Source organism: Gellertiella hungarica, from assembly GCF_014197145.1.
Taxonomy (GTDB): Bacteria; Pseudomonadota; Alphaproteobacteria; order Rhizobiales; family Rhizobiaceae; genus Gellertiella; species Gellertiella hungarica.
This window is the reverse complement of record NZ_JACIEZ010000010.1, coordinates 90,078-114,866: the sequence shown is the minus strand read 5'-3', so window position 1 is coordinate 114,866 and position 24,789 is coordinate 90,078. Positions and strand designations below refer to the sequence as shown.

General features: G+C 64.7%; 27 protein-coding genes and 1 pseudogene. 17 read left to right on the top strand and 11 right to left on the bottom strand.

The window, feature by feature from the left end:
• Positions 1 to 187 precede the first annotated feature (187 nt).
• The 4 genes and pseudogenes from GGR23_RS18985 (at position 188) to GGR23_RS18970 (ending at position 4,187) form a co-directional block, all read left to right on the top strand.
• Positions 188 to 2,341: a TonB-dependent siderophore receptor gene (locus GGR23_RS18985; protein ID WP_183367891.1), complete on the top strand. Its 2,154-nt coding sequence runs from the start codon at positions 188 to 190 to the stop codon at positions 2,339 to 2,341.
• Positions 2,338 to 2,679, top strand: coding sequence for a hypothetical protein (locus GGR23_RS18980; protein WP_183367890.1), 342 nt, complete (start codon positions 2,338 to 2,340; stop codon positions 2,677 to 2,679). The genes GGR23_RS18985 and GGR23_RS18980 overlap by 4 nt, the downstream gene beginning before the upstream one ends.
• Positions 2,680 to 2,700: 21 nt before the next feature.
• Positions 2,701 to 3,090, top strand: a pseudogene (gene fhuF / locus GGR23_RS23645) (siderophore-iron reductase FhuF); the annotation flags it as partial.
• Positions 3,087 to 4,187: an ABC transporter substrate-binding protein gene (locus GGR23_RS18970; RefSeq protein ID WP_183367889.1), complete on the top strand. Its 1,101-nt coding sequence runs from the start codon at positions 3,087 to 3,089 to the stop codon at positions 4,185 to 4,187. The pseudogene fhuF and the gene GGR23_RS18970, both read left to right, overlap by 4 nt.
• Before the next feature lie 2 nt (positions 4,188 to 4,189).
• Here GGR23_RS18970 and GGR23_RS18965 read toward each other — a convergent pair whose 3' ends face one another.
• Positions 4,190 to 5,059: a LysR family transcriptional regulator gene (locus GGR23_RS18965; protein WP_183367888.1), complete on the bottom strand. Its 870-nt coding sequence runs from the start codon at positions 5,057 to 5,059 to the stop codon at positions 4,190 to 4,192.
• Positions 5,060 to 5,147: 88 nt separating this feature from the next.
• On the opposite strand from GGR23_RS18965, the gene GGR23_RS18960 reads away from it, so the two are divergent.
• Positions 5,148 to 5,402 carry a hypothetical protein gene (locus GGR23_RS18960; protein WP_183367887.1) on the top strand — a complete coding sequence of 85 codons (255 nt, stop codon included), beginning with the start codon at positions 5,148 to 5,150 and terminating at the stop codon, positions 5,400 to 5,402.
• Positions 5,403 to 5,418: 16 nt separating this feature from the next.
• Here the strand turns inward: GGR23_RS18960 and GGR23_RS18955 are convergent, their stop codons facing one another.
• The 3 genes from GGR23_RS18955 to GGR23_RS18945 form a co-directional block, all read right to left on the bottom strand.
• Positions 5,419 to 5,916, bottom strand: a complete 498-nt coding sequence (locus tag GGR23_RS18955) for a gluconokinase (RefSeq protein ID WP_246365863.1) — start codon at positions 5,914 to 5,916, stop codon at positions 5,419 to 5,421.
• 105 nt (positions 5,917 to 6,021) lie between these two features.
• The gene (locus tag GGR23_RS18950; RefSeq protein ID WP_183367886.1) at positions 6,022 to 6,795 is read right to left on the bottom strand and encodes an EAL domain-containing protein; all 774 of its coding nucleotides are present in this window, start codon (positions 6,793 to 6,795) and stop codon (positions 6,022 to 6,024) included.
• 129 nt (positions 6,796 to 6,924) lie between these two features.
• Positions 6,925 to 7,731, bottom strand: a complete 807-nt coding sequence (locus tag GGR23_RS18945; protein WP_183367885.1) for a pseudouridine synthase — start codon at positions 7,729 to 7,731, stop codon at positions 6,925 to 6,927.
• 107 nt (positions 7,732 to 7,838) lie between these two features.
• Between GGR23_RS18945 and prmB the strand changes: the two genes are divergently transcribed.
• The 4 genes from prmB (at position 7,839) to GGR23_RS18925 (ending at position 11,307) form a co-directional block, all read left to right on the top strand.
• Positions 7,839 to 8,756, top strand: a complete 918-nt coding sequence (prmB, locus tag GGR23_RS18940; protein ID WP_246365857.1) for a 50S ribosomal protein L3 N(5)-glutamine methyltransferase — start codon at positions 7,839 to 7,841, stop codon at positions 8,754 to 8,756.
• A 170-nt stretch (positions 8,757 to 8,926) separates the two neighbouring features.
• Positions 8,927 to 9,538: an FMN-binding negative transcriptional regulator gene (locus tag GGR23_RS18935; RefSeq protein WP_183367883.1), complete on the top strand. Its 612-nt coding sequence runs from the start codon at positions 8,927 to 8,929 to the stop codon at positions 9,536 to 9,538.
• A gap of 127 nt (positions 9,539 to 9,665) precedes the next feature.
• Entirely contained in the window at positions 9,666 to 10,100 is a 435-nt protein-coding gene (locus GGR23_RS18930) for a hypothetical protein (RefSeq protein WP_183367882.1), read from the top strand.
• A gap of 163 nt (positions 10,101 to 10,263) precedes the next feature.
• Positions 10,264 to 11,307 carry a site-specific integrase gene (locus GGR23_RS18925; RefSeq protein ID WP_183367881.1) on the top strand — a complete coding sequence of 348 codons (1,044 nt, stop codon included), beginning with the start codon at positions 10,264 to 10,266 and terminating at the stop codon, positions 11,305 to 11,307.
• A gap of 8 nt (positions 11,308 to 11,315) precedes the next feature.
• Here GGR23_RS18925 and repC read toward each other — a convergent pair whose 3' ends face one another.
• From repC to repA, 3 genes are all read right to left on the bottom strand, one after another.
• A complete protein-coding gene (gene repC / locus GGR23_RS18920; RefSeq protein ID WP_183367880.1) occupies positions 11,316 to 12,530 on the bottom strand; it encodes a plasmid replication protein RepC in 1,215 nt (404 codons plus the stop codon).
• Between the two features lie 232 nt (positions 12,531 to 12,762).
• A complete protein-coding gene (repB, locus tag GGR23_RS18915; protein ID WP_183367879.1) occupies positions 12,763 to 13,740 on the bottom strand; it encodes a plasmid partitioning protein RepB in 978 nt (325 codons plus the stop codon).
• Positions 13,741 to 13,816: 76 nt separating this feature from the next.
• Positions 13,817 to 15,013: a plasmid partitioning protein RepA gene (gene repA, locus GGR23_RS18910; RefSeq protein ID WP_183367878.1), complete on the bottom strand. Its 1,197-nt coding sequence runs from the start codon at positions 15,011 to 15,013 to the stop codon at positions 13,817 to 13,819.
• A gap of 366 nt (positions 15,014 to 15,379) precedes the next feature.
• Here repA and GGR23_RS18905 point away from each other — a divergent pair, with 366 nt between their 5' ends.
• Together GGR23_RS18905 and GGR23_RS18900 are read left to right on the top strand one after the other, a co-directional pair.
• Positions 15,380 to 15,622, top strand: coding sequence for a WGR domain-containing protein (locus GGR23_RS18905; protein WP_183367877.1), 243 nt, complete (start codon positions 15,380 to 15,382; stop codon positions 15,620 to 15,622).
• Positions 15,623 to 15,741: 119 nt separating this feature from the next.
• Positions 15,742 to 16,452: an SDR family oxidoreductase gene (locus tag GGR23_RS18900; protein ID WP_183367876.1), complete on the top strand. Its 711-nt coding sequence runs from the start codon at positions 15,742 to 15,744 to the stop codon at positions 16,450 to 16,452.
• 34 nt (positions 16,453 to 16,486) lie between these two features.
• Here the strand turns inward: GGR23_RS18900 and GGR23_RS18895 are convergent, their stop codons facing one another.
• Positions 16,487 to 17,464, bottom strand: a complete 978-nt coding sequence (locus GGR23_RS18895; RefSeq protein WP_183367875.1) for a 3'-5' exonuclease — start codon at positions 17,462 to 17,464, stop codon at positions 16,487 to 16,489.
• A 232-nt stretch (positions 17,465 to 17,696) separates the two neighbouring features.
• On the opposite strand from GGR23_RS18895, the gene GGR23_RS18890 reads away from it, so the two are divergent.
• Both GGR23_RS18890 and GGR23_RS18885 read left to right on the top strand, forming a co-directional pair.
• Positions 17,697 to 18,206: an SRPBCC family protein gene (locus GGR23_RS18890; RefSeq protein WP_183367874.1), complete on the top strand. Its 510-nt coding sequence runs from the start codon at positions 17,697 to 17,699 to the stop codon at positions 18,204 to 18,206.
• 191 nt (positions 18,207 to 18,397) lie between these two features.
• A complete protein-coding gene (locus GGR23_RS18885) occupies positions 18,398 to 19,498 on the top strand; it encodes a branched-chain amino acid aminotransferase (protein ID WP_183367873.1) in 1,101 nt (366 codons plus the stop codon).
• A gap of 75 nt (positions 19,499 to 19,573) precedes the next feature.
• On the opposite strand, the gene GGR23_RS18880 is transcribed toward GGR23_RS18885, so the two are convergent.
• Positions 19,574 to 20,206, bottom strand: coding sequence for an NAD(P)H-dependent oxidoreductase (locus GGR23_RS18880; protein WP_183367872.1), 633 nt, complete (start codon positions 20,204 to 20,206; stop codon positions 19,574 to 19,576).
• Positions 20,207 to 20,361: 155 nt separating this feature from the next.
• Here GGR23_RS18880 and GGR23_RS18875 point away from each other — a divergent pair, with 155 nt between their 5' ends.
• From GGR23_RS18875 to GGR23_RS18860, 4 genes are all read left to right on the top strand, one after another.
• The gene (locus tag GGR23_RS18875) at positions 20,362 to 20,757 is read left to right on the top strand and encodes a winged helix-turn-helix transcriptional regulator (RefSeq protein WP_183367871.1); all 396 of its coding nucleotides are present in this window, start codon (positions 20,362 to 20,364) and stop codon (positions 20,755 to 20,757) included.
• Between the two features lie 93 nt (positions 20,758 to 20,850).
• Positions 20,851 to 21,618 carry a class II aldolase/adducin family protein gene (locus GGR23_RS18870; RefSeq protein WP_246365853.1) on the top strand — a complete coding sequence of 256 codons (768 nt, stop codon included), beginning with the start codon at positions 20,851 to 20,853 and terminating at the stop codon, positions 21,616 to 21,618.
• Positions 21,619 to 21,682: 64 nt separating this feature from the next.
• Positions 21,683 to 22,096, top strand: a complete 414-nt coding sequence (locus tag GGR23_RS18865) for an MbcA/ParS/Xre antitoxin family protein (RefSeq protein ID WP_183367870.1) — start codon at positions 21,683 to 21,685, stop codon at positions 22,094 to 22,096.
• Complete coding sequence (locus GGR23_RS18860) at positions 22,090 to 22,788, top strand: RES family NAD+ phosphorylase (protein ID WP_246365852.1); 699 nt, start codon at positions 22,090 to 22,092, stop codon at positions 22,786 to 22,788. Before GGR23_RS18865 ends, GGR23_RS18860 begins: the two co-directional genes overlap by 7 nt.
• Before the next feature lie 7 nt (positions 22,789 to 22,795).
• Here the strand turns inward: GGR23_RS18860 and GGR23_RS18855 are convergent, their stop codons facing one another.
• On the bottom strand, positions 22,796 to 24,391 hold the full coding sequence (locus GGR23_RS18855; RefSeq protein ID WP_183367868.1) for an MBL fold metallo-hydrolase: 1,596 nt from the start codon (positions 24,389 to 24,391) through the stop codon (positions 22,796 to 22,798).
• 77 nt (positions 24,392 to 24,468) lie between these two features.
• Positions 24,469 to 24,786: a chaperone modulator CbpM gene (locus GGR23_RS18850; protein ID WP_183367867.1), complete on the bottom strand. Its 318-nt coding sequence runs from the start codon at positions 24,784 to 24,786 to the stop codon at positions 24,469 to 24,471.
• Positions 24,787 to 24,789 lie beyond the last annotated feature (3 nt).

The following is a 24,789-nucleotide window of genomic DNA, read 5'->3' as shown; positions in this document are numbered from 1 at the left end:
AGCGGATTTCAACCACAGATTTTCTTTCGAAGCGAGGAGCGCCATTCATCCCGAATAGCGCGATTGTGGTGTGACCGTGGCGCAACAGCGGCATAAACATGAGTCTATGAATCAAGATTAAATCTTGCCGCTCGGGAAATGTTGAGTATTGGAGTCATCTTATAACCATTTCCGAGAAGGCATTCCCATGTACCGCTTCCTTCGCCACGCCCTTGCGGGCACGTCCCTCCTTGCTCTTGCTGCCACCGCCGCCGCCCAGGATCAGGCCGGCTCCGGCGAGGCGACCGTCCTCGACAACATCGTCGTCGATGCCGGCAGCGGCGGGGTGATCCAGGCGGATGGCTATGTGGGCAAGAGCAGCGCAACGGGCGCCAAGACGGACACCCCCTTCATCGAGACGCCGCAATCGGTTTCGTCCGTCACGGAAGAACAGCTCAAGGACCGGAACCCGCAGACGCTGCTCGACACCATTGCCTACACGCCCGGGGCACGCGTCGGCGCCTATGGCTTCGACCCGCGCTTCGACAGCTTCACCGTGCGCGGCTTCGACGTGACCTATACGGGCGTCTTCCGAGACAACCTGCGCCAGCCGGGCGCAGGCTCCTCGCTCTTCAAGACCGAACCCTACGGCCTCGAAGGGGTGTCGATCCTGCGCGGCCCCTCCTCCGCCCTCTATGGCGCATCCGGCGCCGGCGGCCTCTACAACCTCATCAGCAAGCGTCCGACGGAAGATAGCCTGCGCGAGGTGGGCGTGCAGTATGGCAGCCACGGGCGCAAGCAGGCGCAATTCGATTTCTCCGGCGCCTTCTCGCCGGAAAGCCCCTTCACCTACCGCATGACCGGCCTTCTCCGGGATTCGGGCACGGAACAGGTCGGTGTGCCGGATGACCGCGCCTATATCGCGCCCGCCTTCACCTGGCAGCCGGACGAGGATACCCGCTTTACCCTGCTCAGCGAGTATTCCCGCACCCGCACCGGCGGCACGGCCGCCTATTACAACGACCCCGTGACCGGCGTGTCCGACATCTTTGCCGGCAATCCCGCCTTCAACGATTCGCTCCAGACCCAGGGCCGCATCGGCTACGAGTTCGAGCACCGGCTGAACGATGTCTTCGTGTTCCGGCAGAATGCGCGCGCCTCGCGGCTGGACATCGATGCGGACTGGGCCTTCGCCTATCAGCGAAACGCCGCCGACCCCCGCTATCTCGACAGCAGTGCCGGCAGCTTCTCGGAATCGCTTGTGGCCTATTCCATCGACAACCAGCTAGAGGCCGAATTCGATACCGGGCCTGCGGCGCATACGGTGCTTGCCGGCATCGACGTCACGCGGCTGAACTGGAACTCGAAGAACGGCTACGGCGTCGCGCCGCCGCTGGACACGCTCAACCCCTCCGCCGGGCGCCCCATGGCCTCCATTCCCTTCCAGACGGAAACGGACCAGGACCAGCTGCTGACCGGCCTTTACCTTCAGGATCAGATCCGGGTGGACGACCTTACCCTGACGCTCGGCGGCCGCCGCGACTGGGTGGGCACCGACACGCAGAACACGACGCTCGCAACCGGAGCCGCCAGCACGGTCACCCAGGACGACAGCGCCTTCACCTGGCGCGCGGGCATCACCTACCAGACGCCTTTCGGCATCGCGCCCTATGCGAGCTATTCCACCGCCTTCTCGCCCAATGCCGGCATCAACCAGGAAACGGGCAGCGCCTTCAAGCCGACCGAAAGCCGTCAGCAGGAGGTGGGCGTGAAGTATCTGCTGCCGGACAGCAACACCATGCTTTCGGCCGCGCTCTTCAACATCGACCAGGAAAACGGGCTCTATTACGAGGTGGTGAACCTGCCGACCGGCCCTGCCAACATTCAGGTCCAGCGCGGCAAGCTGCGCTCGCGCGGTCTGGAGCTGGAAGCGAGCACCAGTCTCGACAACGGCCTCTCGCTGACGGCGGCCTATACCTACACGAAGGCCGAGATCGTCGAGGGACCGGCCGGCACCGTCGGCAACGACGTCTCCTCCATTCCCCGGCACATGGCCTCGCTCTGGGCGCATTACGACATGCCCGAGGACGGACCCCTTTCAGGCCTCGGACTGGGCGCGGGCGTCCGCTTCATCGGCAAGAGCTATGGCAGCGACTACAACACCACCGAGAACGATGCGCGCGCACTCTTCGATGCCTCGCTCGACTTCGACATGGCCGCCATCGACAAGGCCTATGAGGGGCTGACGCTGCAGGTCAACGCAACCAACCTCTTCGACAGGCGCGAACCCGTCTGCTCTGCCGGCTTCTGCTACAAGGATCAGGGCCGCAGCGTGATCGGCAGCCTGAAATACACCTGGTGAATGCTGTGACCCGGCCTGCGCTCCAGCCGATCATCCCGCCGGCCCGGCCCGGGCTTGCCGAGATCTTTTCCGGGGAGCAGGCCTGGTGCGCGGAAAAACTGAGGCCGGCCCATACCTTGACGGCGGCCGTGCCGCTTAGGACTTTCCTCGAGGGTCCGCTTCTCGGCGAGGCGCTGGATTGCCTCTCCGCCCGGCACGCCGGCGCTGATCGCCGGGCGGTTGCCTCCTTCTGGACGCTCTACTACGTCTCGGCGCTTTCCATTCCCTATGTGGTGGCGCGAATGGCGGGGCGACGGCTTTCGGCTGAGATCGACCACCTCACCCTCCTTACCGACTAGACCGGCCTTCCGCAGGCCTTCGGTCTCCCTGACGAGGGGGAATGGGTCGGTCCTTCGGCGGATCCGCTGGAAATCGCCGCTCCGCTTGCCGCAGGCCATCTCCAGGAAGCCGCCCTGCTTCTCAGGACGAAAGCCGGGCTGGCGCCGAAGCTCTTCTTCAACAATGCCGCCGTCTACATCGATCACGCCCTTGCCGCATCCGGCGGGGCGGCTGACGGGGTGACCGGCACCCTCTTTACCGCGGCATCCCTTCCGGACGGAAGCCGCAACCCCTTCTTCGGTCTTCTCCGGCATGAGCGGGAGGACGGCCAGATCCATTGCCGGCGCAAGATATGCTGCCTTCGCTACATGCTTCCCGGCATTCCGGGCTGCGGCGAGCTTTGCGCCCTGCCGGAGCTCAGAAAATCATGACCCGCCGCCTGATCGCCATCCTGCTTTTCCTCCTGCTGGCCCTGCCCGCAGCCGCCGGGGTCCGCTATCCCCTGACCGTGACCGATGCTATCGGGCGTGAGGTTACGCTTCCCGCTCCGCCGAAGGCGATCCTGCTCGGCAGTGGCTTCAACCTCGTCGCCATGTCGCTGATCCATCCGGACCCCGTGAGCCTGCTCGCCGGCTGGGCCGGGGACATGAAGGACGACAATCCCGAGATATACGAGCGGTTCCGGGAGCGCTTCCCCGCCATCGGGAAGCTGCCGCTGATCGGGGACGGTGTTGCCATATCGCTCGAAGCGGCCTTGCCGCTGAAGGCGGATCTCGCCCTGCTGGCGAACTGGCAGGCGGAGACGGAGCCCGGCCGGCAGACGATCGCCATGCTGGAGCGAGCCGGCGTGCCCGTCGTGGTGGTGAACTTCAACACGGAGGTTCTCACCCGCACGCCGGAACAGATCCGCCTTCTGGGAAAGATACTCGACCGGGAGGAGCAGGCGGAAGCCTATGCCACCTTCTACGAGGCCCATGTTCAGCGCATCCGGGACAGGGTCTCGGCGCGAAAGCAGCCGGGACCGCGTGTCCTGCTCGAAGCCTTTCCCAATCCGGACCAGTGCTGCTACGCCTATGGCGAAGGCGGCATCGGCAGCTTCATCGCCCTTGCCGGCGGGCAAAACGTGGCCGCCGGCCTGCCCAGCCAGGGGGCGGTCGTCAGCAGCGAATTCGTTCTCGCGTCCGATCCGGATGTCTATATCGCCACGGCTTCCCCCGGTGGCCGCTACAGCCCCCTCTCCGTCGGTCCCGGCGTTTCGGCTGAGGAAGCGCAGGACAGCCTGAAGGCTGCCGTCGCCAGCCCCCACCTTGCCGGGCTGCGGGCGGTGCGCGAGGGACGCGTCCACGGCCTCTGGAACTTCTTCAATGCCGTTCCGGTCAATCTGCTCGCAGCGGAAGCGGTGGCGCGCTGGCTGCAACCGGAGCTCTTTGCCGATATCGACCCTGCCGAGACGCTTGCCGAGATCAACAGGCGCTTTGCCGCCGTTCCCTTCGAGGGCAGCTACTGGACCGGACCTGCCCCGCGCTGAGGTCAGGCATCCGCAAGGCCCCGTCCCTCGAAGAGAGGCCGGGCTTCCCGGACAAGGGACGTCATGCGGGCGGCAACCGTCCGCACCTCGGCCCGGTGGCGGCCATCCGCATGGGTGACGATCCACTGGCGATGGCGCAGGGCGGCGATCTCCGGACCCGCCCGCTCCAGCCGTCGGTCCTGGTCCCCGACGAAGCACGGCAGAACCGCAAGGCCGGCACCCGAGGCTGCCATGTCCCGCAGCGACCGCGGGCGGTTCACCAGAACCGCGACGGCCGCTGCGTGATGCCGGTGCGGCCATGCCAGATAGGCAGAGATGGCAGCATCCTCCGCCACCGCGATCCAGCGCTCCTCTGCCGCGGTGGAGCCCCGGAGCCGATAGGCGGCATAGGCAACGTCGCAAAGCTTGCGGGCCGCGAGATTGGGCTCCTCCGGCTCCACGGCGCGGATCCCGATATCGCTTTCGCGGTGGGTGAGGCTCGCCCTTTGCTCGGCGATGGTGAAATCAAGCCGGAAGCGGTCGGCCTGCGTCTGGAGCGCCGGCATGTGCCGCGCGAAGAACCAGCCAAGCCAGGTGCCGCAGGCAATGCGGACAAGCGGCCGCCCCTCCCCTTCCGCCTGCCAGGCCTCGATATCGCGGGCGCTTGCCTCCATCGGCAGAAGCCGTTCGAAGAGGGCCTGCCCCTCCCGCGTCAGGCGATAGCCGGTCTGCCGCCTGTCGAAGAGCGGCTGGCCCAGTGCCTCCTCGAGCACCAGCATCTGCCGCCCGACCGTCGCGGGGCTGAGGCCCGACGTGCGTGCCGCCGCCGAAAGGCCGCCGCCCCGGGCAACGTGAAGAAAGAGATGGAGATCGTCCCAGGAGAGCTTTTTCATGGATGAAAAAGCTAGTGCAATCCTCGCTCTATGGAAAGAGAAAAGGGAGGTTTATCAGGGAGACAGCCTTTTCAGAAAGGAGTTGACCATGCTGATCATTCCGCCTCCGAACCACCCCACCTTCGAACGGGAAAGCCGATCTTCGCCAGACGAGCGGGAGAGGGCCCGGGCCGAACAGGCATTCTACGACGCCTTTGCGCCCCGGAGGACGCTTGCCGAACGCCTTGCCCGATGGCTGCCCATGCCGCGATTGCCGGGAGGCGCGGCGGGTCTGGCGAAGCGAAGGGAGCCGGTGCGCCCCTCCCCTTCCCGTCTCGTGCGGTGCGATCCGCACGAATGCTGACGCGCCTGCGAGGCTCTCATCCCTTGCGGGCGGCAAGGGATATCAGGATGTCCGCCACAATGCCCTCCACGGGCTGATCGATCGACACGGTTACCGCATCCTCGTCCGCATCGGGCCGCTCCAGCGCGGCAAACTGGCTGTCGAGCAGCGAGGCGGGCATGAAATGCCCCCTCCGATCCTGCATGCGCGCTTCGATCAGCCCGCGCGGTCCGTCCAGATGGATGAAGGTCACCGGCTCGCCGGCGGCCTGCCGGATGCAATCCCGATAGCGCCGCTTCAGGGCGGAACAGCCGATGATCATGTCCCCCGCATGGGCTCGCAGGGCCTCGCCCACGGCTCTGAGCCAGGGCCAGCGGTCTTCGTCGGTCAGCGGGATGCCCGCGCTCATCCGGGCGATGTTTTCTGCCGGATGCAGGTCGTCGCCATCGGCATAGGGCACGTCCATGGCTGCGGACAGCGCTTCGCCGACCGACGACTTTCCGGAGCCGGAAACCCCCATGATGACATATTTCATCCCTGCCTCCTTTCGGACCCACGCTTCAGCCTGCAGGCAATATGCCTCTCGCGGCAGCAGAAGGGAGAGGAGCTGGCGAAAAAAGGCTTTCGCGCGCGGATGCAATCACGCCTGAAGCGGCTCACCGGCGGCCAGGGGCGGCATGGCCGGCTTGCCCAGGCCTTCGAAGACCGGTCGGGCAAGCACGTAGCCTTGGATCAGGCTGACGCCGAGTTCCTGAAGAACCTGCAGTTCCGACACGGTTTCCACCCCTTCGCAGAGCGGCACGATGCCGAGCTCTTCCAGCATCCGCAGCGTATGCTTCACGATGGTCCGCCGGACAGGATCGGTGTCGATGCCCCGGATCATGTTCATGTCCAGCTTGACGATGTCGGGCTGGAAATCGGCGAGCAGGGAAAGCCCCGCATGCCCCGCGCCGAAATCGTCGATGGCCGTCTTAAAGCCCATGCCCTTGTAGGTCCTGAGGATGTGCAGGACGTGGGTGGTGTCCAGCTGCTCGTTCTCGGTGAATTCGAAGATGATCCGGTCGAGAGAGAAACCGGTCTTCAGGGCCGTTGCAAGCGTGAGGCGAATGCACGCGCTCGGTTCGTAGACCGCGTTGGGCATGAAATTGATCGAAAGTCTGGCGCCGTCCAGCGGATCGAACAGACGCGAGGCGAGTTCGATGGCCTTTACCCGGCATTGCTGATCGAAGGCATAGCGGTTGTCATCCCGGACCTGGGACAGCACGCTGCCCGCGCCTTCGCCGTTCGGTCCGCGCACGAGCGCTTCATGGGCGAAGACCCTGCCCGTGCCGATATCGACGATCGGCTGGAAGGCCATGGAAAAAGGCAGTTCGAATGCAGCGCCGTCGCGGCACCCCTCGCATCGTTTCGACATGAACTCCCGACCTCAGCCTCCGTTATATTCGATATATAACCGAAATGGGATTAAGCATGTGTTTCCGCGACCGCCTCAGATCTTCGCACGGATGCGGAGAAGGCGGCAGAGCGCAGGCATGCGCGGCCTTCAGCCGTGCTTGTCCCGAATCCCGGTGAGGTTGCGCAGATCGTCCACCTCGTCCGGGGCGAGCGGCCGCACGGCGCCCTTCTCCAGGTTACCGAGCGTCAGGCCGCCGATGGCAACCCTGACAAGCCGGAGACAGGCGATGTCGAGCGCCTCCAGCATGCGGCGGATATGCCGGTTGCGCCCCTCGTCCAGCACGATTTCCAGCCAGGCATTGCGCTCGCCCTGCCGGAGAACCGCAGCGCCGGTCGCCCGCAGGTGTTCTCCATCGTGCACCACGCCCTTCGCAAGCGCCGCGAGCAGGGCTGCATCCGGCTGGCGATCGATCTGGACATGATAGGTCTTTGCCACATGGGTCTCGGGATCGAGGAGGCGCTGGGCAAAGGCGGTGTCGTTGGTGAACAGAAGCAGCCCTTCGCTCGCCTTGTCCAGCCGTCCGACGGGCGAGAGATGGGCCTGATCGAGGCCCTTGAGACAGTCGTAGACGGTCGCCCGCCCCTGCGGATCGTGGCGGGTGGTGACGAGGCCGCGAGGCTTGTTCAGCATGTAGTAGACGGGCCTTTCCGCCGCGACCCGCTGGCCATCGACGGCGATGCGGGCCTTTTCAACATCCACCCATGTTTCGAGATCGCGCACCACCCGGCCATCGACCGTGACGCGGCCTTCGGCGACCAGCCTTTCCGCCTGGGTGCGCGAGCAATAGCCAAGCTTCGAGAGGGCGCGGGCAATCGTTGCGCGCCTGCCCGTGTCGGCCGCAGCCGCTGGCGCCTTTCGCGGGGGCCTGTCCTGCCTCTTGTGCCGATCCTTCATCGTCGAACCGTTCCCGTCGGCATCCGGCCCTTGCTGTTGACCGCCATGCCCATGCCATTCTAAATCCGTCCCGTCTTACAGGAATAATGGCGGGAAGTGAGAGCATTTTGAGCCACGACATCATTACAGCCGAACTCGTGACGCTGCGCGATTACTGGCGCTATGCGATCTCCCGCTTCAACGCCGCCGATCTGAGCTACGGACACGGAACCACGACCGCAGGCGACGACGCCGCCTTCCTGATCCTCGACTCGCTCGACCTGCCGATCGACGCGCTCGATCCCTTCCTCGATGCCCGGCTTCTGCCCGAAGAGCGCAGGCTGCTCGCCGAGCGGATCGATCGCCGCGTGACCAGCCGCAAGCCCTCGGCCTACATCACCGGGCGGTCCTATATCCAGGGCATGCGCTTCCATGTGGACGAACGGGTGATCGTGCCCCGCTCCCATATCGGGGAGATCCTGTTCAACGAATACATCCATTCCGGCGGGTCCTCGTTCCTGCCCGACCCCCTTGCGGTGGAAAGTGCCGTGGACATCTGCACGGGCTCCGGCTGCCTTGCGGTCCTGGCCGCGAAATTCTTCCCCCATGCAGCCGTCGACGCGGTGGACCTTTCGGAAGATGCGCTCGAGGTCGCGCGCATCAACCTCGCCGAACATGGGGTGGAGGATCAGGTGGAGCTGCTCCGGGGCGATCTCTTTGCGCCGCTCGCCGGCCGCACCTATGATCTCATCATCACCAATCCGCCCTATGTGGACCACGAAGCGCTGGCGGGCTATCCGCCGGAATTCCGCGCGGAGCCGGAGATGGCCCATGACGGAGGCGTGGACGGGCTCGATCTCGTGCGGCGCATCCTCGCGGACGCCCCCGCCTTCCTCAATCCGGGTGGCGGCATGATCTGCGAAATCGGTTCGGGCCGCGAAATCCTCGAGGAGGAATTCCCGCATCTCGACTTCCTGTGGCTGGAAACGGCGGAATCGCAGGATGCGGTCTTCTGGATCACCGCCGAGGCGCTGGGCGTCGCGTAATCCGGGGTTCCGGGCGCAGCTCCGGCTGACTGCCCGCCCGATCCCGTGACCCGCGGCCGGTTGCCGGCTGTTGCCGGGACCGTCCTCATCGTCGGCCAGGACTGCTGGTCAGTCCCCGGCGGGCGGCGTATGAATGGCAAAAGGGTCGGCCGAGGCCGAAGGGAGAGCGCATGTACAATCCGCCAGCATTTGTCCTTGCCGAAAAGGCAGACATCCACGCCCTCATGCGCGCCTGCCGCATCGCGAACTTCGTCACCGCCACCAGGGACGGCCCGCAGGCGACACCCCTGCCGGTATTCCTGGACGAAAGCGAGGGAGAATACGGCACCCTCTATGCCCATCTCGCCAGAGCCAATCCGCAATGGCAGGCCGCGCCTATCGGCGATGGCCTCGCGATCTTCATGGGTCCCGATGCCTATGTGACCCCGTCCTGGTATGCCTCCAAGGCCGAGCATGGTCGCGTGGTTCCCACCTGGAACTACGAGACCGTGCAGGCCAGCGGGCCGGTGGAATTCTTCGACGATCCCGAACGGTTGCTCGACGTGGTGACACGGCTGACGGACCTGCACGAGAAGGACAGGGCGGATGCATGGGCAGTCGGCGATGCTCCCGCGCCCTTTGTCGCGGCGCAGCTGCGGGGCATCGTCGGGCTGCGCATGCCGATTGCACGGCTGGCCGGCAAGCGGAAGATGAGCCAGAACCGCAACGAAACCGATCGCGCCGGCGTGCGCGCCGGCCTGTCTGCCGAAGGTCACGACGCGATTGCGCAACTGATCCCGTAATGTGCGTTGCCGCCGATGACGGGGTAGCATCGCTTTTCATGACGACTGTCATATTCTGAAAACGCCATTCCCGGGCAAGCCTGCCCGTCCTCAATCGTCCCCGGATCGACGACCGAGGACGGCTGAAATGATCGACGTGAACCGCCTGAGCCCCCTGCCCTTTTCCATCCGGCAACGCAAGGATTCCGCGGCTGCCCCGGACAACCCGAACCAGGAAGCGCCGCAGCCCAATGCGCAGCGCGGATCTGCGCCGGTGCCCGAGGAAGCCGAACCACCCCGCTATTCCAAGCTGTCTGCCGCGCTTTTCAGCTTAAGGCAGCCCGGGGAAGACGGGGAAACCTCCCTGCTCGGAAACCTGACGATTGCCGGCATTGCACGCGCCGTCGTTCTCGAGCGTTTCAATCTCTCCGAAGCCGAGCTGCGCAACCTGCCACCGGAAAAGCGGCACGCGGTGGAAAAGGCGATCCGCGACGAAATCCGTCGCCGCATGGGCCTGGGGGACGAGGAGACTTCCGGCGAGGAGGATCCGCTGGCGCTGTCCAGAATGCTGCAAGACCCCTGAAACCGGCGGCGCCAGCATTCGTTCGCGAGCGGTTTCATACCGGTTTTATCCCTCAATGTGCACGGTTAACGCATTTCCTGTGTTGTCCGATAATCTTGCATTATCGGACTTTTTCCGTTAAGCCGGTCAACAGGTGCCCGACCCGGAACGAGCAGGGGGAAGCATGCAGCAGGACGATGCCTCGCGCGAGACGACGGCGCTTGAGGAGAGGATCATCTCGCCGCTCCCCGCCCATCTCGACCACCTCACCGAAAGAGCCCGCGACTATGTGGAGGCGGCAAGCTCTGCGAACACGCGCCGGGCCTATGCCTCCGACTGGCGGCATTTCAGCGGCTGGTGCCGCCGGCAGGGTCTCGAGGCAGCACCGCCCGACCCGCAGGTCATCGGTCTCTACATCACCGCACTCGCATCCGGTAGCCCGGCCATGAAACCCCTGAAGGTCTCCAGCATCGAGCGACGCCTTTCTGCCCTCGCCTCCTCATATCGCGAGGCGGGCTTCTCGCTCGACCGGAGCGACCGGCATATCGCCACGGTGCTCGCGGGGATCCGGAACACCCACGGGCAGCCGCCGCGGCAGAAGGAAGCCATCCTTCCGTCCGATCTGCTGGCCATGCTCGAAACCCTGGACAGGGGCTCGCTGCGCGGCATGCGCGATCGGGCGATGCTGCTCGTCGGCTTTGCCGGCGGTCTTCGCCGCTCCGAGGTCACCGGGCTCGATCTCGGCCGCAACCAGACCGAGGATGGCCGGGGATGGATAGAGATCCTCGACAAGGGGATGATCGTCACGCTCCGCGGCAAGACCGGATGGCGGGAGGTCGAGATCGGCCGGGGCTCCTCCGACATGAGCTGCCCCGTTCACGCGGTCGCAAGCTGGATCGCCCATGCCCGGCTGGCGCATGGCCCGCTTTTCCGTCGGGTGACCGACCGCGGCACCTCGGTTGGCTCCGAGCGGCTCAACGACAAGGAAGTCGCCCGCCTGGTGAAGCGCGCGGCCCTGGCAGCCGGTCTCCGCTCCGACCTCAGGGAAGGCGAGCGCCTCCAGCTGTTTTCCGGCCACTCGCTGCGCGCCGGCCTTGCCTCCTCCGCCGAGGTGGACGAACGCCATGTCCAGAAGCAGCTCGGACATGCCTCCGCCGAAATGACCCGGAAATACCAGCGCCGTCGCGACCGCTTCCGGATCAATCTCACCAAGGCGGCTGGGCTCTGACATCCCGGTCACGCCCGCTGCCTCTGCCCTGCCCCGTTGGCGCGCAGGAGAGCCATCAGCATCGGACCGACGGAGAATTCACCCGCTTCCGCCTTTCGCGTCAGGTTCCGGAGATAGCCGCCGGCGGACTGGATATGCCCGGCCCTTTCGAGAATGCACGCCATCACGACCGCAGCCGTTTCCGGTCCCATCGCATGGCAGGCCGCCTCGTAGGCCGAGGGGCTGACGCCCAGCATGGAGCGCACCACAATGGCTGCGGTCATGAGGTCGCGCCAGCTGCCTATGCTCCCGCCCGGACCATAGGGCAGTATTTCGGGACACGCCGAGAGAACCAGACCCAGAGGGAACACCTTGGGCGGTGCGCGCATCCCTTTCCGTTCCTCCGCCGGCGTTTCGCCTTGCTCCTTCTCGAGGAGCTGTTCAGATTCATGGATAGAGTCGGTATTTGAATTCTGTATGTGGCCGCCAGAATGGCGGTCATTGCCGTCCTCTTTCTTGAAAAGAGCGATATTTTCCATCGCCTTGAGCACCTGCGCGCGCAACGTTTCGAGACGGTCGAGACAATCCCTGGCGGCCATGGCATCGAGGGAACGCGGCATGGCGGATACGATCTGCTGATAGGCGAGCGTGAAGCCGGTCCAGTCTCCCGGAAGCCCCTCCTCGAGGGCTGCGGCGACCAGCTTCGAGATGTCGCGGCGGCAGACCGTGATCTCCTCCCGCAGGCGCTGGAGCGCCAGCCGATCGGCAACGACGCCGGCGGCAATCGCCTCGATCTCATCGGCGCGGGCGAGAAGCGGCATCAGCGAGAAGCCATAGGCCTGGTCGACCTCCCCTTCCCTGTCCCGGCGGGCAAATCTCTTGCCGTTGGCGCTGTCCTTCCGCTGGAGAAGGCCCTTCTCCACGAGCAGCGCGATGTGGCGGCGAATGGTGGTTTCGGCCATGCCGTTCGCCCGCAGCGAAAGCTGCGCGTTCGACGGAAAGACCACCAGGCTCTCCTCCGCGGAAAGCACCGCATGGGGATGGAAGGACAGGAGCGCGTTGAGGAGCGCCAGCGCCCGGTCGGTTATCCCGAGGGCCTGACGCGCTTCGCATAGCGCTCTGTAGAGCTTCCATTTGTCGATCGTCTTGCCCTCCTCGACCGCAGGCAGGCTGCGCTGCGCGGCGATCTGGCCAAGCGACATCGGCCGCCGCCCGAAGGGCGTCGTCACAAGTCCGGGCTGCATCTTTCTCACCTTTCGAAAAGGCAGCAGAAATCAGCGCACCAAACGATGCCAAAGACTCTTGACAGTGATTCGGGGAAATGCGATTCTCGGTTTGCTACAACACGGAGAAGGGCTTCCACGACGGAAACGTTTGGGGGCCTTTTTCTTTTGCGGTTTCATCTCCTTGCATCGGGGGTGGAGGACATCGCGCCCTTCCCCGCGTTTCCTAAATGCCACGCCCGAAGGCGCGGCCTCAGCTCTCCCTTGACCGACGATAGGCCTCGTAGAGCGAGGCCAGGTTCTCGGCCATGTATTCTCCAAATCCCACCGCATCCCGCGCCTTGAGCGCCAGCGTATAATTCTTGCCGTCGCTCTTCATCTCGGCAGCCAGACGCCGGTCTTCCGAGGCCCAGCTGCGCGAGACCGGCTTCGGTTTCGGCTTCGCTGCCTTGCCCGCGGATTTTGCCTCGGCGACGACCCGGTGGAAGCGATCGTCGCTGGACGGGATGGAGCGGAAGGCGGGATCGGCAACGGCGGCGAGCGCCGCCTCCAGCGCCGGCTTGCGTTCCAGCAGGATCTTCAGCTCGTACCAGCGATCCCGCCCGATGCCCCGTGCGGGGCCTATCGCCTCGAGAATGGGCGCGGGCAAGGCGCTGACCGAGAGCAGCTTCGACAGCGTCGCACGATCCACCGAGAGCGCGGCCATGACCGTCTGGTTGTCGCCATCATAGTTCAGCCGCGCAAGCGCGCCGGCAAAAAGAGCCTTCTCGATGAAGGAGAGATTGGCGCGCGCGGAATTTTCCTGTCCCTGGGCAACCACATGTTCGCGGTCCGAGATCTCGCGGACGACGGCCCGGACCTTTCGCCCGAGATCGCGGGCGGCGCGCACGCGCCGGTGGCCGAAGACCACCATGTAGCGGCCCGGCTGGCGCGGGTGCGGGCGCAGCAGAACCGGGCTCTGCTGCTGCTGCTCCCGGATTGCCTCGAGCAGGATCCGGTACTCCTCGTCATCCTCGGCCAGACGGTCCTTCACGAAGGAACCGTCGATCTGCGCGGGATCGACCTCGACGACGGTCAGCCCTTCCAGGAGCTTGTCCGCTCGTTCGGCCATCTCGTCGATGGAGGAGAGGATGGACCGGGACGCACCCTTGATCGTATAGTCGAGCTTCGGCCGGAGAGCCTCATCGGCCTTGTCGTCCATCAGATTTGCAAACGGGTTCTTCCGCGCCATCAGAAGGCCTCCCGCGGTGGAGCATCCAGTTGAATTTTCGAGAGAAATTCCCCGTTTTTACGGCCGTCAACGCAGGTCATAGCCGCCCCCACGCCTTGTGGATCAGACCCTGGATCTCGAAATTCACCGCATCGAGGCAATCGATGGCGCGGTCATAGGTTTCGCGGGTGAAGTTCGCCCGGTCGACCTCGTAGAGGGTCTGCTTGGTCAGGCCAGCATCGGAGATGGCTGTCGTCTTCACCATCGGTGTCTTGAGGATTTCCTCGGCCAGCATCGACTGCATGAAGCCGAGCATCTGCACCTGCGGCACGTCGCTCGGCTCGTAGCGGGTGATGAGATAGCGCAGCCAGTCCATGCGGACATTCGCGCCGGCCTTCTTGATGGTCTTGGTGATGTTACCGAGCATCAGCAGGAACTGCGACATCGACATGAGGTCGAGCATCTGCGGGTGAACGGTGATCAGCACCGAGGTCGCCGCCGTCAGAGCCGTCAGCGTCAGGTAGCCGAGCTGCGGCGGGCAGTCGATGACGACGACATCATAGCGGTCGTCCACATCGGCCAGCGCCTTGCCCATGCGGGTGAAGAAGCGCTTGCCTTCGTTCGACTGCTGCATCGCCAGCGGCGTGTCGTATTCGTATTCCTGCAGCTCGAGATTTGCGGGGATGATATCCAGCCCCGGGAAGTTCGTCGGCAGGATGATGTCCGCGATCGGCTTGCGCTGATCGTCGTAGCGGATCGTGTCGTAGAGGGAAGGGTTGCGGTCGAGCTCCGGCTGGAAGCCGTGCAGCGCCGAAAGGGATGCCTGCGGGTCGAGATCGACGGTCAGCACCCGGTGGCCGGTCAGGGCCAGGTGCTGCGCCAGATGGGCCGCCGTCGTCGTCTTGCCGGAACCACCCTTGAAGTTCACGACCGCGATCACCTGAAGCTTGTCGCCGGGCTTGCGGTGGGGCACATATTTCTTGGCTTCCGCCTTGCCGGTCTTGTCCAGGAAGAAGCGCAGCTCGAGCATCTGCTCGGCGGTGTAGAACCGGCGGCCGCCCGTCGAGGTGGTGGGCACGGGTCCCTTGCCCTCGAGATGAAGGCGCTTGAGATTGTTCGGGCTGACGCCGAGATAATGCGCCACCTCCGCCATGGAAAACTGGCGCAGGGTCTTGCGGGCATTCGGCGGGAACTTCTCGAAACGCAGCTGGTCGAGCTTGCGCGAGATCTCCGCACCCTGCATCAGGATCTTGTCGTCGAATTCGAACGACGGCAACGGGGTATAGGCATTCATCGGATCAACCGTTCTGGCGATAATTTTGGCATGAAAGAAGATTTGCCGCCATTATCGCCGATTCCCGCAATCTGACAAGAAAAATAGCGTTAACAAATGGTTAACGGCACTGCCCGCCTGCTCTTTGCCGCGGCCTCTCCAAGGCGGCGTTATGCATTTGAAATCAGCACCTTAGGTTTCGCCGCCGGCTGCCTGCGTATCGCGCGGTGCGCAACCGCCGTGCAAGCTTCGAGGCAGGGAGGCGTCCGCCCGGGCGCGAACTGCACCGCCTGGGAGGCCGACTCATCACCCCGATGAATCGGTCGGCGACAACCGATTCATATCATTCGTTGGACGCCGACGGGGGAAGGAATCAGACTCTTTCCCATGAAAAATCGCTTCCAGCTCCATCTCCAGCGCATCGACCCGCGCCGCAACATGCAGCGTTTCTACGCACTGTCCATCGAGAAAACCCTGCTTGGAGAAGTCGCCCTCATCCGGCGCTGGGGCAGGATCGGCACGTTCGGGCGGCAGCGGGTCGAGCTCTTCGGCAACGAAGGGGAGGCGCTGCGCGCGCTGCTTCTGCATGCCCGGCTGAAGCGGCTCCGGCACTACAGGCCGGCCCCCTGATCAATCCCGTTCATCCGACCTGTCAGAAAATCGCTCTCGCAGCGGTCCGAACCGGATGCTAGGGTCCGCGACCGATTGCAGGAGCCGGGACAAAAACCGGCCAGAGACAGGAGAGATGCATGGCAGGAGAAAAGGTAGCCGTCATTACGGCAGGCGGCAGCGGAATGGGCGCAGCGGCGGCACGCAGGCTTGCGGCGGATGGCTATGCCGTTTCCGTGCTCTCGTCTTCGGGCAAGGGCGAGGCGCTCGCCAAGGAGCTCGGCGGCATCGGCGTGACCGGGTCCAACCTCTCGAACGACGACCTGAAGCGCCTGGTCGACACCACCATGGAAAAGTGGGGGCGGATCGACGTGCTGGTCAACAGCGCCGGACACGGGCCCCGCGCACCGCTGCTCGAAATCACCGACGAACAGTGGATGACCGGCATCGAGGTTTACCTGATGAACGTCATCCGCACCGTAAGGCTCGTCGCACCCATCATGCAGGCGCAGAAGAAGGGCTCGATCGTCAATATCTCGACCGCCTGGGTCAGCGAGCCGACACCGATGTTCCCGACCTCGGCCGTGGCGCGGGCAGGGCTGAACGCCTATACCAAGCTCTTCGCCGACAGCTTCGCCGCCGACAATGTACGCATGAACAATGTGCTGCCCGGCTGGATCGACAGCCTTCCGGCAACGGAAGAGCGCAGGCAGGGCGTGCCCATGGGCCGCTATGGCCGTTCTGAAGAGGTGGCTGCGACCATCGCCTTCCTCGCATCGGACGAGGCAAGCTACATCACCGGGCAGAGCATCCGCGTCGATGGCGGGCTGATGCGCTCCGTTTCGCCCTGAGCGGAAAAGGGGAGGGGAGGCGGCTTCGGCCGCCTCATCCCTTGTAGCGATCGAAGGCGGTGAGACGCCGCACCGGCGGATCGGCATCGCGCCAGCGGTAGATTTCGGTGCCGAGATAGGCAAGTTCCGCCTCGAGCGCCTCTTCAGGCAGTTCGACCCACCAGCATTTCGGCAGACCCGCCGAACCGTCCGACCAGCGATAGCCGCGCGCCTTCAGATGGTCCTTCATGTCGAAGGGACTGTTTTCGGCGAAGATCCGGACATTGGCGCGCTGGCTCGCGGCATGGAGTTCCGCGAAGGGGGAGGGGGAGCCGGCGCCCCGTTCCATCACCTCGAGCAGGGCAAAGCAATCGTCCACGGCGCGGTGCCCGTCGTGGAAATAGCCGGACTGGCCGATCAGATAACCGAGCTTGGTGCCCTCGTAACCCCTCTTTCCCCAGTCCACCTCCTTGACCGAACAGGCCCAGGCCTTGGTGCGGAAGACATCCATGAAGGCTTCGCAGAAGGGCCGGTCGAAGCCGGCATTGTGGGCGATCACGAGATCGGCGGGCTCGACCAGCCGCATCACGGCCTCGGGATCGATCCGCTGGCCCGCCACCATCTCGTCGGTGATGCCGGTCAGCCGGGTGACGTCGGCTGGAATGGGCTGGGACGGCTGGTTGAGCCCGCCATAGACGTCGGTCACCTCGCCGATCCGCCCTTCGGCGTCGAAGGAGAAGGCGACGAGACCGATCTCGATGATTTCGTCCTTCCTGTGGTTGAGGCCGGTCGTTTCCGTATCGAGAACAATGCCGCGCAGGGGAAATTCGGGCCGCGCCACGGGCTGCACGGCACGCGGCTCCAGCCGCCTGAGGACGCGGTAGCGCCCCGATTCCACCAGATGGCGGGCCATGTCCTCATGGCTCATGGCGCGGGCCGGCGCTCTTGCAGCCGTCTTCTCGCCGGCAGGGGAGGGGGCGTCCTCGATGCCGAAGAGGTCGAATTGGGAAGGGCTGGCTGCAGATCGGCTCATCGTCGCTCCGGATTTCTGTCCTTCGCGATTATATATGGCCCATAGCAACCCACCAATGCGGGACAGGCGGGAAACGGTGGATATCTCCCCGCTCCATTTTCCGGAGAAAGCAATCCTGATTCAAAAGAAGGGCTTGATCTTGCCCTTGCTAAGGCCGAAGTTTCCGCTCAATTAGGCAAGGGTAACGGCCGGCAGGGGAGTGCCGGGCGAACCATCGAGGAGGAAGATGCCCATGGACATGAACGGATCCCAGAGGATCGAGGCGAGCCGGGAGGCGGTCTATGCCGGGCTGAACGATGTCGATGTGCTGCGCCAGTGCATCCCCGGCTGCGAGTCGATCGAGAAGACCTCCGACACGGAGATGACCGCGAAGGTCACGCTGAAGATCGGGCCGGTCAAGGCGAGCTTCTCCGGCAAGGTGACGCTCTCCGATCTCGACCCGCCGAACGGCTACACCATCAGCGGCGAGGGATCGGGCGGCATGGCAGGCTTTGCCAAGGGCGGGGCGAAGGTCACGCTGGAGGCCGATGGCGACGCGACGATCCTGCACTACACCGTCACGGCGGATATCGGCGGCAAGCTTGCCCAGCTCGGCAGCCGCCTGATCGACGGCACCGCCAAGAAGCTGGCCGGAGATTTCTTCTCGAAGTTCGGCGAGATCGTCGGGGGAGGGGCTCCGGCACCCGAGCCCGAACCGACCGAAGGCGAGAAGAAGGGTTGGCTCGGAAAGCTGATGGGCTGAGCGCCGGTGCGCTCCGGCAAAGGGGCGGGCAGCCCGTTCGGTCAGCGATGCTGACATTTTTCTTCGCGAGAGGTGCTCCGGCTATTTTCAACGGCAGGCCCTCTACGCTAGAGCTTGAAACGGATTGATGCGGTGATGCTCCCGCGGGCGCCATGCGGCCGCCGGCGTGACCGGAAACGAAGGTTGATAGGATGAACGCTCACACCAAGATTCCCGACTTCCAGATGGATCTGCACAAGAACCCCGTCCCGGAAGCGGAACGCAACCGCCTGATGGAGTCGCTCGGCTTCGGCAAGGTCTTCACCGATCACATGATCACCATCCGCTGGACCGCGGAAGAAGGCTGGCACGATGCCAAGGTGACCGCCCGCAAGCCGCTGGAGATCGATCCGGCAAGCGCTGTGCTTCATTACGCGCAGGAAATCTTCGAGGGCATGAAGGCCTACCGCGCCGATGACGGCCGCATCCTGCTGTTCCGGCCGGAACAGAACGCCCGCCGCTTCAACCTCTCCGCCGAGCGCATGGCGATGCCGACCATGCCGGAGGAGCTGTTCGTCAAGGCCGTGGAAACGCTGGTCTCGGTGGACAAGGCATGGGTGCCCTCGGGCGATGCAAGCCTCTATCTGCGTCCGTTCATGTTCGCGAACGAAGCCTTCCTCGGCGTGCGTCCGTCAAACGAATATCTCTTCTGCATCATCGCCTCGCCGGTCGGCGCCTACTTCAAGGGCGGCTCCAAGGCGGTGACGCTCTGGGTGGAAACCCACTTCACCCGCGCCGCCAATGGCGGCACCGGCGCTGCCAAGTGCGGCGGCAACTATGCGGCAAGTCTCGTTGCGCAGGCCGAAGCCTACAAGCACCAGTGCGACCAGGTGGTGTTCCTCGATGCGGCGGAGCACCGCTATATCGAGGAGCTCGGCGGCATGAACGTGTTCTTCGTGATGACTGACGGCACCATCGTGACGCCGCCGCTGAAGGGCACCATCCTTCCCGGCATCACCCGCTCCTCCGTGATCGACCTTGCCCGTGACCGTGGCATGAAGGTCGAGGAACGCCCCTATACCTTCGAGGAATGGCAGAAGGACGCCACGAGCGGCCGTCTGCAGGAATGCTTCGCCTGCGGCACCGCCGCCGTTCTGGCCGGCATCGGCACCGTCAAGCATGAAGGCGGAGAGTTCAAGATCGGCCATGGCGAGACCGGTGACTTCACCACCGCCCTGCGCGAACAGCTGGTCGGCATCCAGAAGGGTGCGTCGAACGACGAGCGCGGCTGGAGCCACGTCGTCAGCCTCTGAGACCCGCTTCGGAGCATCGAGAAAGGGCCCGGCAAGCGCCGGGCCCTTTTTCTTTGCGGGTTTCGAAAGACGGGATCAGGCGATCTCGGTCACGAAATTCTTTCGGTCGCGGCGGACCTTCTTGAGATTGACGAGCCAGTCGTTGGCCGCATCGCGATAGCCGATGGGCATGATCGTCACGGAACGGAGCCCCTTTTCCCGGAGACCGAGGATTTCGTCCAGCGCCGCGGCATCGAAGCCTTCCATCGGCGTCGCGTCGACTTCCTCGAAGGCGGCGGCCGTCAGGGCAAGACCGAAGCCGATATAGGCCTGGCGTGCGGCATGCTCGAAGTTGATTTCGGCGCTGCGCGGCACATAGGTTTCCAGCAGCTTCTGGCGATAGGCTTCCCAGCCCTCGCTGGTGAATCCGCGTTCCTCGTTCACCAGATCGAACATGCGGTTGATGCGCTCGGCCGTGTAGTTGTCCCACGCGGCGAAGACGAGGAGATGCGAGCTGTCGGTCACCTGGGCCTGGTTCCACGCGACGGCGCGGATCTTCTCCTTGAGCTCCGGATTGGTGATGACGAGTACCTCGAAGGGCTGCAGCCCGCTGGAGGTCGGGGCAAGGCGAGCCGCCTCGATGATGCGGTCGACCTTTTCCTGCGGCACCTTGCGGGCCGGGTCCATCTTCTTGGTCGCATAGCGCCAGTTCAGTTTTTCGAGCAGCATGAGCGTGGTCCTTCCTTTGGCTCCAACTGCTCCGGGCCTTCCGGAAACAAGCACCCGAAGCAGTAACAAATAGTAACTTGGATAAAATAGGGTACTTGCAATCGGGCGCAAGAAGGCACAAATTTGTGACCAGGTCACCGCGAGGGAACTTTGCCATGCCGAACTATTACGAGCCCTGCCAGTGCGGCCGCGTCAGCGAGGTGCTGCAACGCGTGGGCGACAAGTGGAGCGTCCTGGTCATCATGATGCTCGGCGACGAGGCGCTGCGCTTCAACGAGCTGCGGCGGCGGATCGGCGGCATCTCCCAGCGCATGCTGACGCTGACGCTGCGCACCCTCGAACGGGACGGCATGGTGAACCGCACCGTGCATCCGACCGTGCCGCCGCAGGTGGAATATGCGCTGACACCCCTTGGCCGCTCGCTTTGGGAGCCCGTCGAGGCGCTCGGCAAGTGGGCGCACCAGAACCTGCCCAACATCGACCGCGCGCGGCAGGCCTATGACAGCGCCAATGGCGTTGCCGCTTCTGCCCATGAGGCGGAAGAGGCCTGAGGCCATTGATTTTTTGTGGCTCCTTCGCCTTCTCCGCTGCCTCGGGCGGCGCTAGCCTTTCCCGGACAGGGAACAGCAGGCTGGGAGGATCTCATGGCACGGAGCGAGGACAACAGCATGGGCGAACCGGGCCCGGAGGCCCTGGCGGCGCTTCGCATCGATCTTGCGGCCGCCTTTCGGCTGGCGGTGAAGTTCGACTGGCATGAGTCGGTCGGCAACCATTTCAGCGCGGCGGTTTCCGCCGACGGAAAGCGCTTCCTGATGAATCCGCGATGGAAGCATTTCGGCTCGATCCGGGCGAGCGACCTGCTTCTCCTCGACGCCGATGATGCAAGCGTCATGGAGGGACCTCAGGCGCCCGACCCCTCTGCCTGGTGCATCCACGGGACCATCCACCGCGAGCGCCCCTCCGTCCGGGTGATCCTTCACTGTCATCCTCCCTATGCGACGGCCCTTGCCTGTCTCAAGGACCCCGCAATGCTGCCGATCGACCAGAACACGGCCCGCTTTTTCGGGCAGGTCGGCATCGACACGAATTTCGGCGGGATTGCCGACGAGGCGGAGGAGGGCAGGCGCCTTGCGGCCGCCTTCGGCAATCACTCCGTGCTGCTGATGGGCAATCATGGCGTCACGGTCACCGGGCCCACGGTGGCGGAAGCCTTCGAGCATCTCTATTTCTTCGAAAGAGCGGCCAAGACGCTGGTGCTTGCCTATTCCACGGGCAAGCCGCTGGCGGTGATGGCGGACGATCTCGCCCAGAAAACCGCGGAGGACTGGCTTCCCTATCGCGGGATGGCCTACGAGCATTTCGACTATCTGAAATCGACCCTGGACGCGGAAGACCGATCCTGGCGGCTTTGAATGGGGGCGATCCTTGCCATTTGGCAGAATATCTCTATATTCATGCCAAAGAAGGAATGCATTCATGTTGCTCCAGCCCATCGAAACCACGCCTTCGGCCAGCCAGACCCCTGTCATCACCGAAGAGGAGGCAGGCGCGCTCGCCCGCACCACGGTCAACCTGTTCCGCGCCTGGAACCTCAGCGATGCGGAAGCCTGCATCCTGCTCGGCGGGCTTTCCGCCCGCACATGGGCTCGCTGGAAGGAAGGGCAGATCGGCCGCATCGACCGGGATCTGCGCATGCGGATGGCCCATCTGATGGGCATCCACAAGGGCCTCCGCTATCTCTTCAAGGACCCCGCCCGCGGTTATGCCTGGATCCGCAAGCCCAACGACGCCTTCGCGGGGCAATCCGCTCTCGACCTCATGCTGCGCGGTGAAATGGCCGACCTGTCGGCCATGCGCGAATGGCTCGATGCGGAGCGCGGCGCATGGTAGACGGCCTGCCGCGACCGATCCGGGTCCGGTGGCCACAGACCTTCCGCATCATCCGGTCGATCCATCCGCCGATTGATCTTTTCGAGGACATCGCCGATCCCCGGGACTGGGAAGCGCTCGCGGCCGTGGAGGAAAAAACGAACCCCCGCATCCGGCTGGAAATTGGCGATCTCGGCAAGGTGCCGGCGAACCGCCGCGTATCGGGGCCGGGCGCGAGCCTCGTGATGGCGCCTTTCGTGCACTGCTCGCCGCTCCGTCCGGGCCGCTTCACCGACGGAAGCTACGGCATCTATTATGCCGGCAGCAGCGAGGACGTGGCCCTGGCCGAGACGATCCACCACCACGAGAAATTCATGGCGGCAACCCGCGAAGAGCCCGGCTGGACGTCCGATTTCCGTGTTCTGATCGGGTCGCTCGACCGGGACCTGCATGATGTCAGCCACATCGAGGGCGCGCTCGATCCCGTGGACTACGGCCCCTCGCAGGCGGTGGGGCGCAGGCTCAGGGCAGCCGGCAGCGACGGTCTCCTCTGGAGCAGCGTGCGCATGCCCGGCGGCCTTTGCGTCGGCCTCTTCTGGCCCGACATCGTTCCGATCCCCGTCCAGGGTCGGCATTACAGCTACCACTGGAACGGAACCCGGGTGGATTTCGTCCGGCAGCACGATACGGGCAAGGTGTTGCAGGTCCTGTGAGGCGCCCTCAGTGGTGCCGCTCGTCCTCGAGCGCCCGCTTGAGGCGGCGCAGAAGCACGCGCCGGGCCTTGGCATCCCCGGCCCTGGCGAGCGCGTCGTTGAGATCGAGCAGGAAGGCCTGCGTGTCGTTGTGCCAGTCGGGATGACCCGCCGCCACCGGATCGATGCGCGGCTTGGTCTCGTCCGCCTCCAGCAGCACGGGGCCAGCGGCCTCCAGACGGTAGGCGGAATCGAGCGCGGGCGTGAAAAGCCTGTTCTCGCCGACCAAGGGTGCAAGCCGCCCCTTCATCCCGACGACGGCCTCGTCTTCCCCGTGAACGAGGAAGAGGCCAGCCTTTACCGGCAGGCGTGCCTTCACCCACCTGGCGAGATCGGGACCGTCCGCATGGCCGCTGTAGACGTCCAGCTTGCGGATGCGGGCGCGCACCGCGATTTCCTCCCCCTGGATGCGTACGGTATGCGCGCCGTCCTCAAGGATGCGCCCCAGCGTTCCGGCGGCCTGAAAGCCGACCAGAAGCACCGTACCCTCCTCGCGCCACAGCCAGTTTTTCAGCCGGTGGCGGATGCGGCCGGCCTCGCACATGCCGCTTGCGGCGATCACGATGTGGAAACCGTGCATGAAGTCGATGGCCTTCGACTGCTCCGTCGTTTCGGTGAAGCGGACATTGCGGGCGCGCATGGCCCTCGAGAGCAGGTCGCCATTGTCCATCTCGCGCGCATGGTGCTGGAACACCCGGCTCGCCCGGGAGGCGAGGGGGGAATCGATGAGGATCGGGCAGGTCTCGATTTCGCGCCGCTCCATGAGCAGCACGAGATCCGCCAGAAGCTCCTGCGTGCGTTCCACCGCAAATGACGGGATGACGAGCGCGCCATCGGGACGGGTCGCCGCCCGCACTTCCGCACGCAGCATCGAGAGCCGCGCCTCGTCGGTCGCATCGTCCCGGTCCCGGTCGCCATAGGTGCTTTCGCACAGCACGTAATCCCAGCCGGAAGGCGCTTCCGGATCGTGCTGGAGAAGCTTGTTGGCCGGGCCGATATCGCCCGAGAAGAGAATGCGCCGCCCCGCGCCCGTCTCGACTTCGATGGAAGCGGAACCCAGAAGATGTCCCGCATTCCAGAAGCGGAATTTCAACCCGCCATTGCCGATCGCCTGCCACTCCTTCAGCGGCACCGCGCGGAACTGGGTCATGCAGGCGGTGGCATCGGCTGCGGTGTAGATCGGCTCGACGCCCTCGCGGCCGCGCGTGCGGTTGCGCCGGTTCAGATGCTCCACCTCCATTTCCTGGATGTGGCCCGAGTCGGGCAGCATCACAGCGGCAAGATCAACCGTCGGGCCGGTCGCATAGATCGGCCCGCTGAAACCGTCCTTCACCAGCTTCGGAACGAGGCCCGAATGATCGATATGCGCATGGGTGAGAACGAGGGCATCGACCGACCGGGGATCGAAGGGGAAGGGGCGGTAGTTCAGCTCCTTTTCCGTCTTCGAACCCTGAAACATCCCGCAATCGACGAGAATCCGGACCCCGTCCGTCTCGAGCTGGAAGCAGGAACCGGTAACGGTGCCCGCGGCCCCGTGGAAATGCAGGACGGGATCTGACGACATGGCATTCTCTCTCTTTGCGATTGCATTGCACGGCAAACGAGCAGGAATGCACCCGCGAAGTCAAGGCCGGCTGCGCCTCAATCCAGATCCACGATCTCGGCAATCAACCGGTCCCGCAGGCGCCGGTCGTGACGATCCATGGCCCGGACGAGGCCGTGCAGCGTCTGCCTGAGGCCATGCATCTGGTCGATCAGCCGGATGGCCACGTCGACGCCCGCCTCGTTCACGCCCATGTCGTGCACGAGGTCGCGGATCAGCAGCGCCCGGGCAAGGTCGGCATCGGTGAATTCCCGCCCTTGCGGCGTCGTGACCGGTATCAGCCAGCCATGCGACACCCAGCTGTCGAGCATAGTGACCTCGATGCGCAGTTTCTGCCGGAAATCATGCTCCCTCATGGC

Bases quoted from the DNA above. Each gene is read 5' to 3' on its own strand.
- GGR23_RS18985 (WP_183367891.1), top strand. From the start codon at position 188: ATGTACCGCTTCCTTCGCCACGCCCTTGCGGGCACGTCCCTCCTTGCT.
- GGR23_RS18970 (WP_183367889.1), top strand. From the start codon at position 3,087: ATGACCCGCCGCCTGATCGCCATCCTGCTTTTCCTCCTGCTGGCCCTG.
- GGR23_RS18965 (WP_183367888.1), bottom strand. From the start codon at position 5,059: ATGAAAAAGCTCTCCTGGGACGATCTCCATCTCTTTCTTCACGTTGCC.
- GGR23_RS18960 (WP_183367887.1), top strand. From the start codon at position 5,148: ATGCTGATCATTCCGCCTCCGAACCACCCCACCTTCGAACGGGAAAGC.
- GGR23_RS18955 (WP_246365863.1), bottom strand. From the start codon at position 5,916: ATGAAATATGTCATCATGGGGGTTTCCGGCTCCGGAAAGTCGTCGGTC.
- GGR23_RS18950 (WP_183367886.1), bottom strand. From the start codon at position 6,795: ATGTCGAAACGATGCGAGGGGTGCCGCGACGGCGCTGCATTCGAACTG.
- GGR23_RS18945 (WP_183367885.1), bottom strand. From the start codon at position 7,731: ATGAAGGATCGGCACAAGAGGCAGGACAGGCCCCCGCGAAAGGCGCCA.
- GGR23_RS18935 (WP_183367883.1), top strand. From the start codon at position 8,927: ATGTACAATCCGCCAGCATTTGTCCTTGCCGAAAAGGCAGACATCCAC.
- GGR23_RS18930 (WP_183367882.1), top strand. From the start codon at position 9,666: ATGATCGACGTGAACCGCCTGAGCCCCCTGCCCTTTTCCATCCGGCAA.
- GGR23_RS18925 (WP_183367881.1), top strand. From the start codon at position 10,264: ATGCAGCAGGACGATGCCTCGCGCGAGACGACGGCGCTTGAGGAGAGG.
- repC (WP_183367880.1), bottom strand. From the start codon at position 12,530: ATGCAGCCCGGACTTGTGACGACGCCCTTCGGGCGGCGGCCGATGTCG.
- repB (WP_183367879.1), bottom strand. From the start codon at position 13,740: ATGGCGCGGAAGAACCCGTTTGCAAATCTGATGGACGACAAGGCCGAT.
- repA (WP_183367878.1), bottom strand. From the start codon at position 15,013: ATGAATGCCTATACCCCGTTGCCGTCGTTCGAATTCGACGACAAGATC.
- GGR23_RS18905 (WP_183367877.1), top strand. From the start codon at position 15,380: ATGAAAAATCGCTTCCAGCTCCATCTCCAGCGCATCGACCCGCGCCGC.
- GGR23_RS18900 (WP_183367876.1), top strand. From the start codon at position 15,742: ATGGCAGGAGAAAAGGTAGCCGTCATTACGGCAGGCGGCAGCGGAATG.
- GGR23_RS18895 (WP_183367875.1), bottom strand. From the start codon at position 17,464: ATGAGCCGATCTGCAGCCAGCCCTTCCCAATTCGACCTCTTCGGCATC.
- GGR23_RS18890 (WP_183367874.1), top strand. From the start codon at position 17,697: ATGGACATGAACGGATCCCAGAGGATCGAGGCGAGCCGGGAGGCGGTC.
- GGR23_RS18885 (WP_183367873.1), top strand. From the start codon at position 18,398: ATGAACGCTCACACCAAGATTCCCGACTTCCAGATGGATCTGCACAAG.
- GGR23_RS18880 (WP_183367872.1), bottom strand. From the start codon at position 20,206: ATGCTGCTCGAAAAACTGAACTGGCGCTATGCGACCAAGAAGATGGAC.
- GGR23_RS18875 (WP_183367871.1), top strand. From the start codon at position 20,362: ATGCCGAACTATTACGAGCCCTGCCAGTGCGGCCGCGTCAGCGAGGTG.
- GGR23_RS18870 (WP_246365853.1), top strand. From the start codon at position 20,851: ATGGCACGGAGCGAGGACAACAGCATGGGCGAACCGGGCCCGGAGGCC.
- GGR23_RS18865 (WP_183367870.1), top strand. From the start codon at position 21,683: ATGTTGCTCCAGCCCATCGAAACCACGCCTTCGGCCAGCCAGACCCCT.
- GGR23_RS18860 (WP_246365852.1), top strand. From the start codon at position 22,090: ATGGTAGACGGCCTGCCGCGACCGATCCGGGTCCGGTGGCCACAGACC.
- GGR23_RS18855 (WP_183367868.1), bottom strand. From the start codon at position 24,391: ATGTCGTCAGATCCCGTCCTGCATTTCCACGGGGCCGCGGGCACCGTT.
- GGR23_RS18850 (WP_183367867.1), bottom strand. From the start codon at position 24,786: ATGAGGGAGCATGATTTCCGGCAGAAACTGCGCATCGAGGTCACTATG.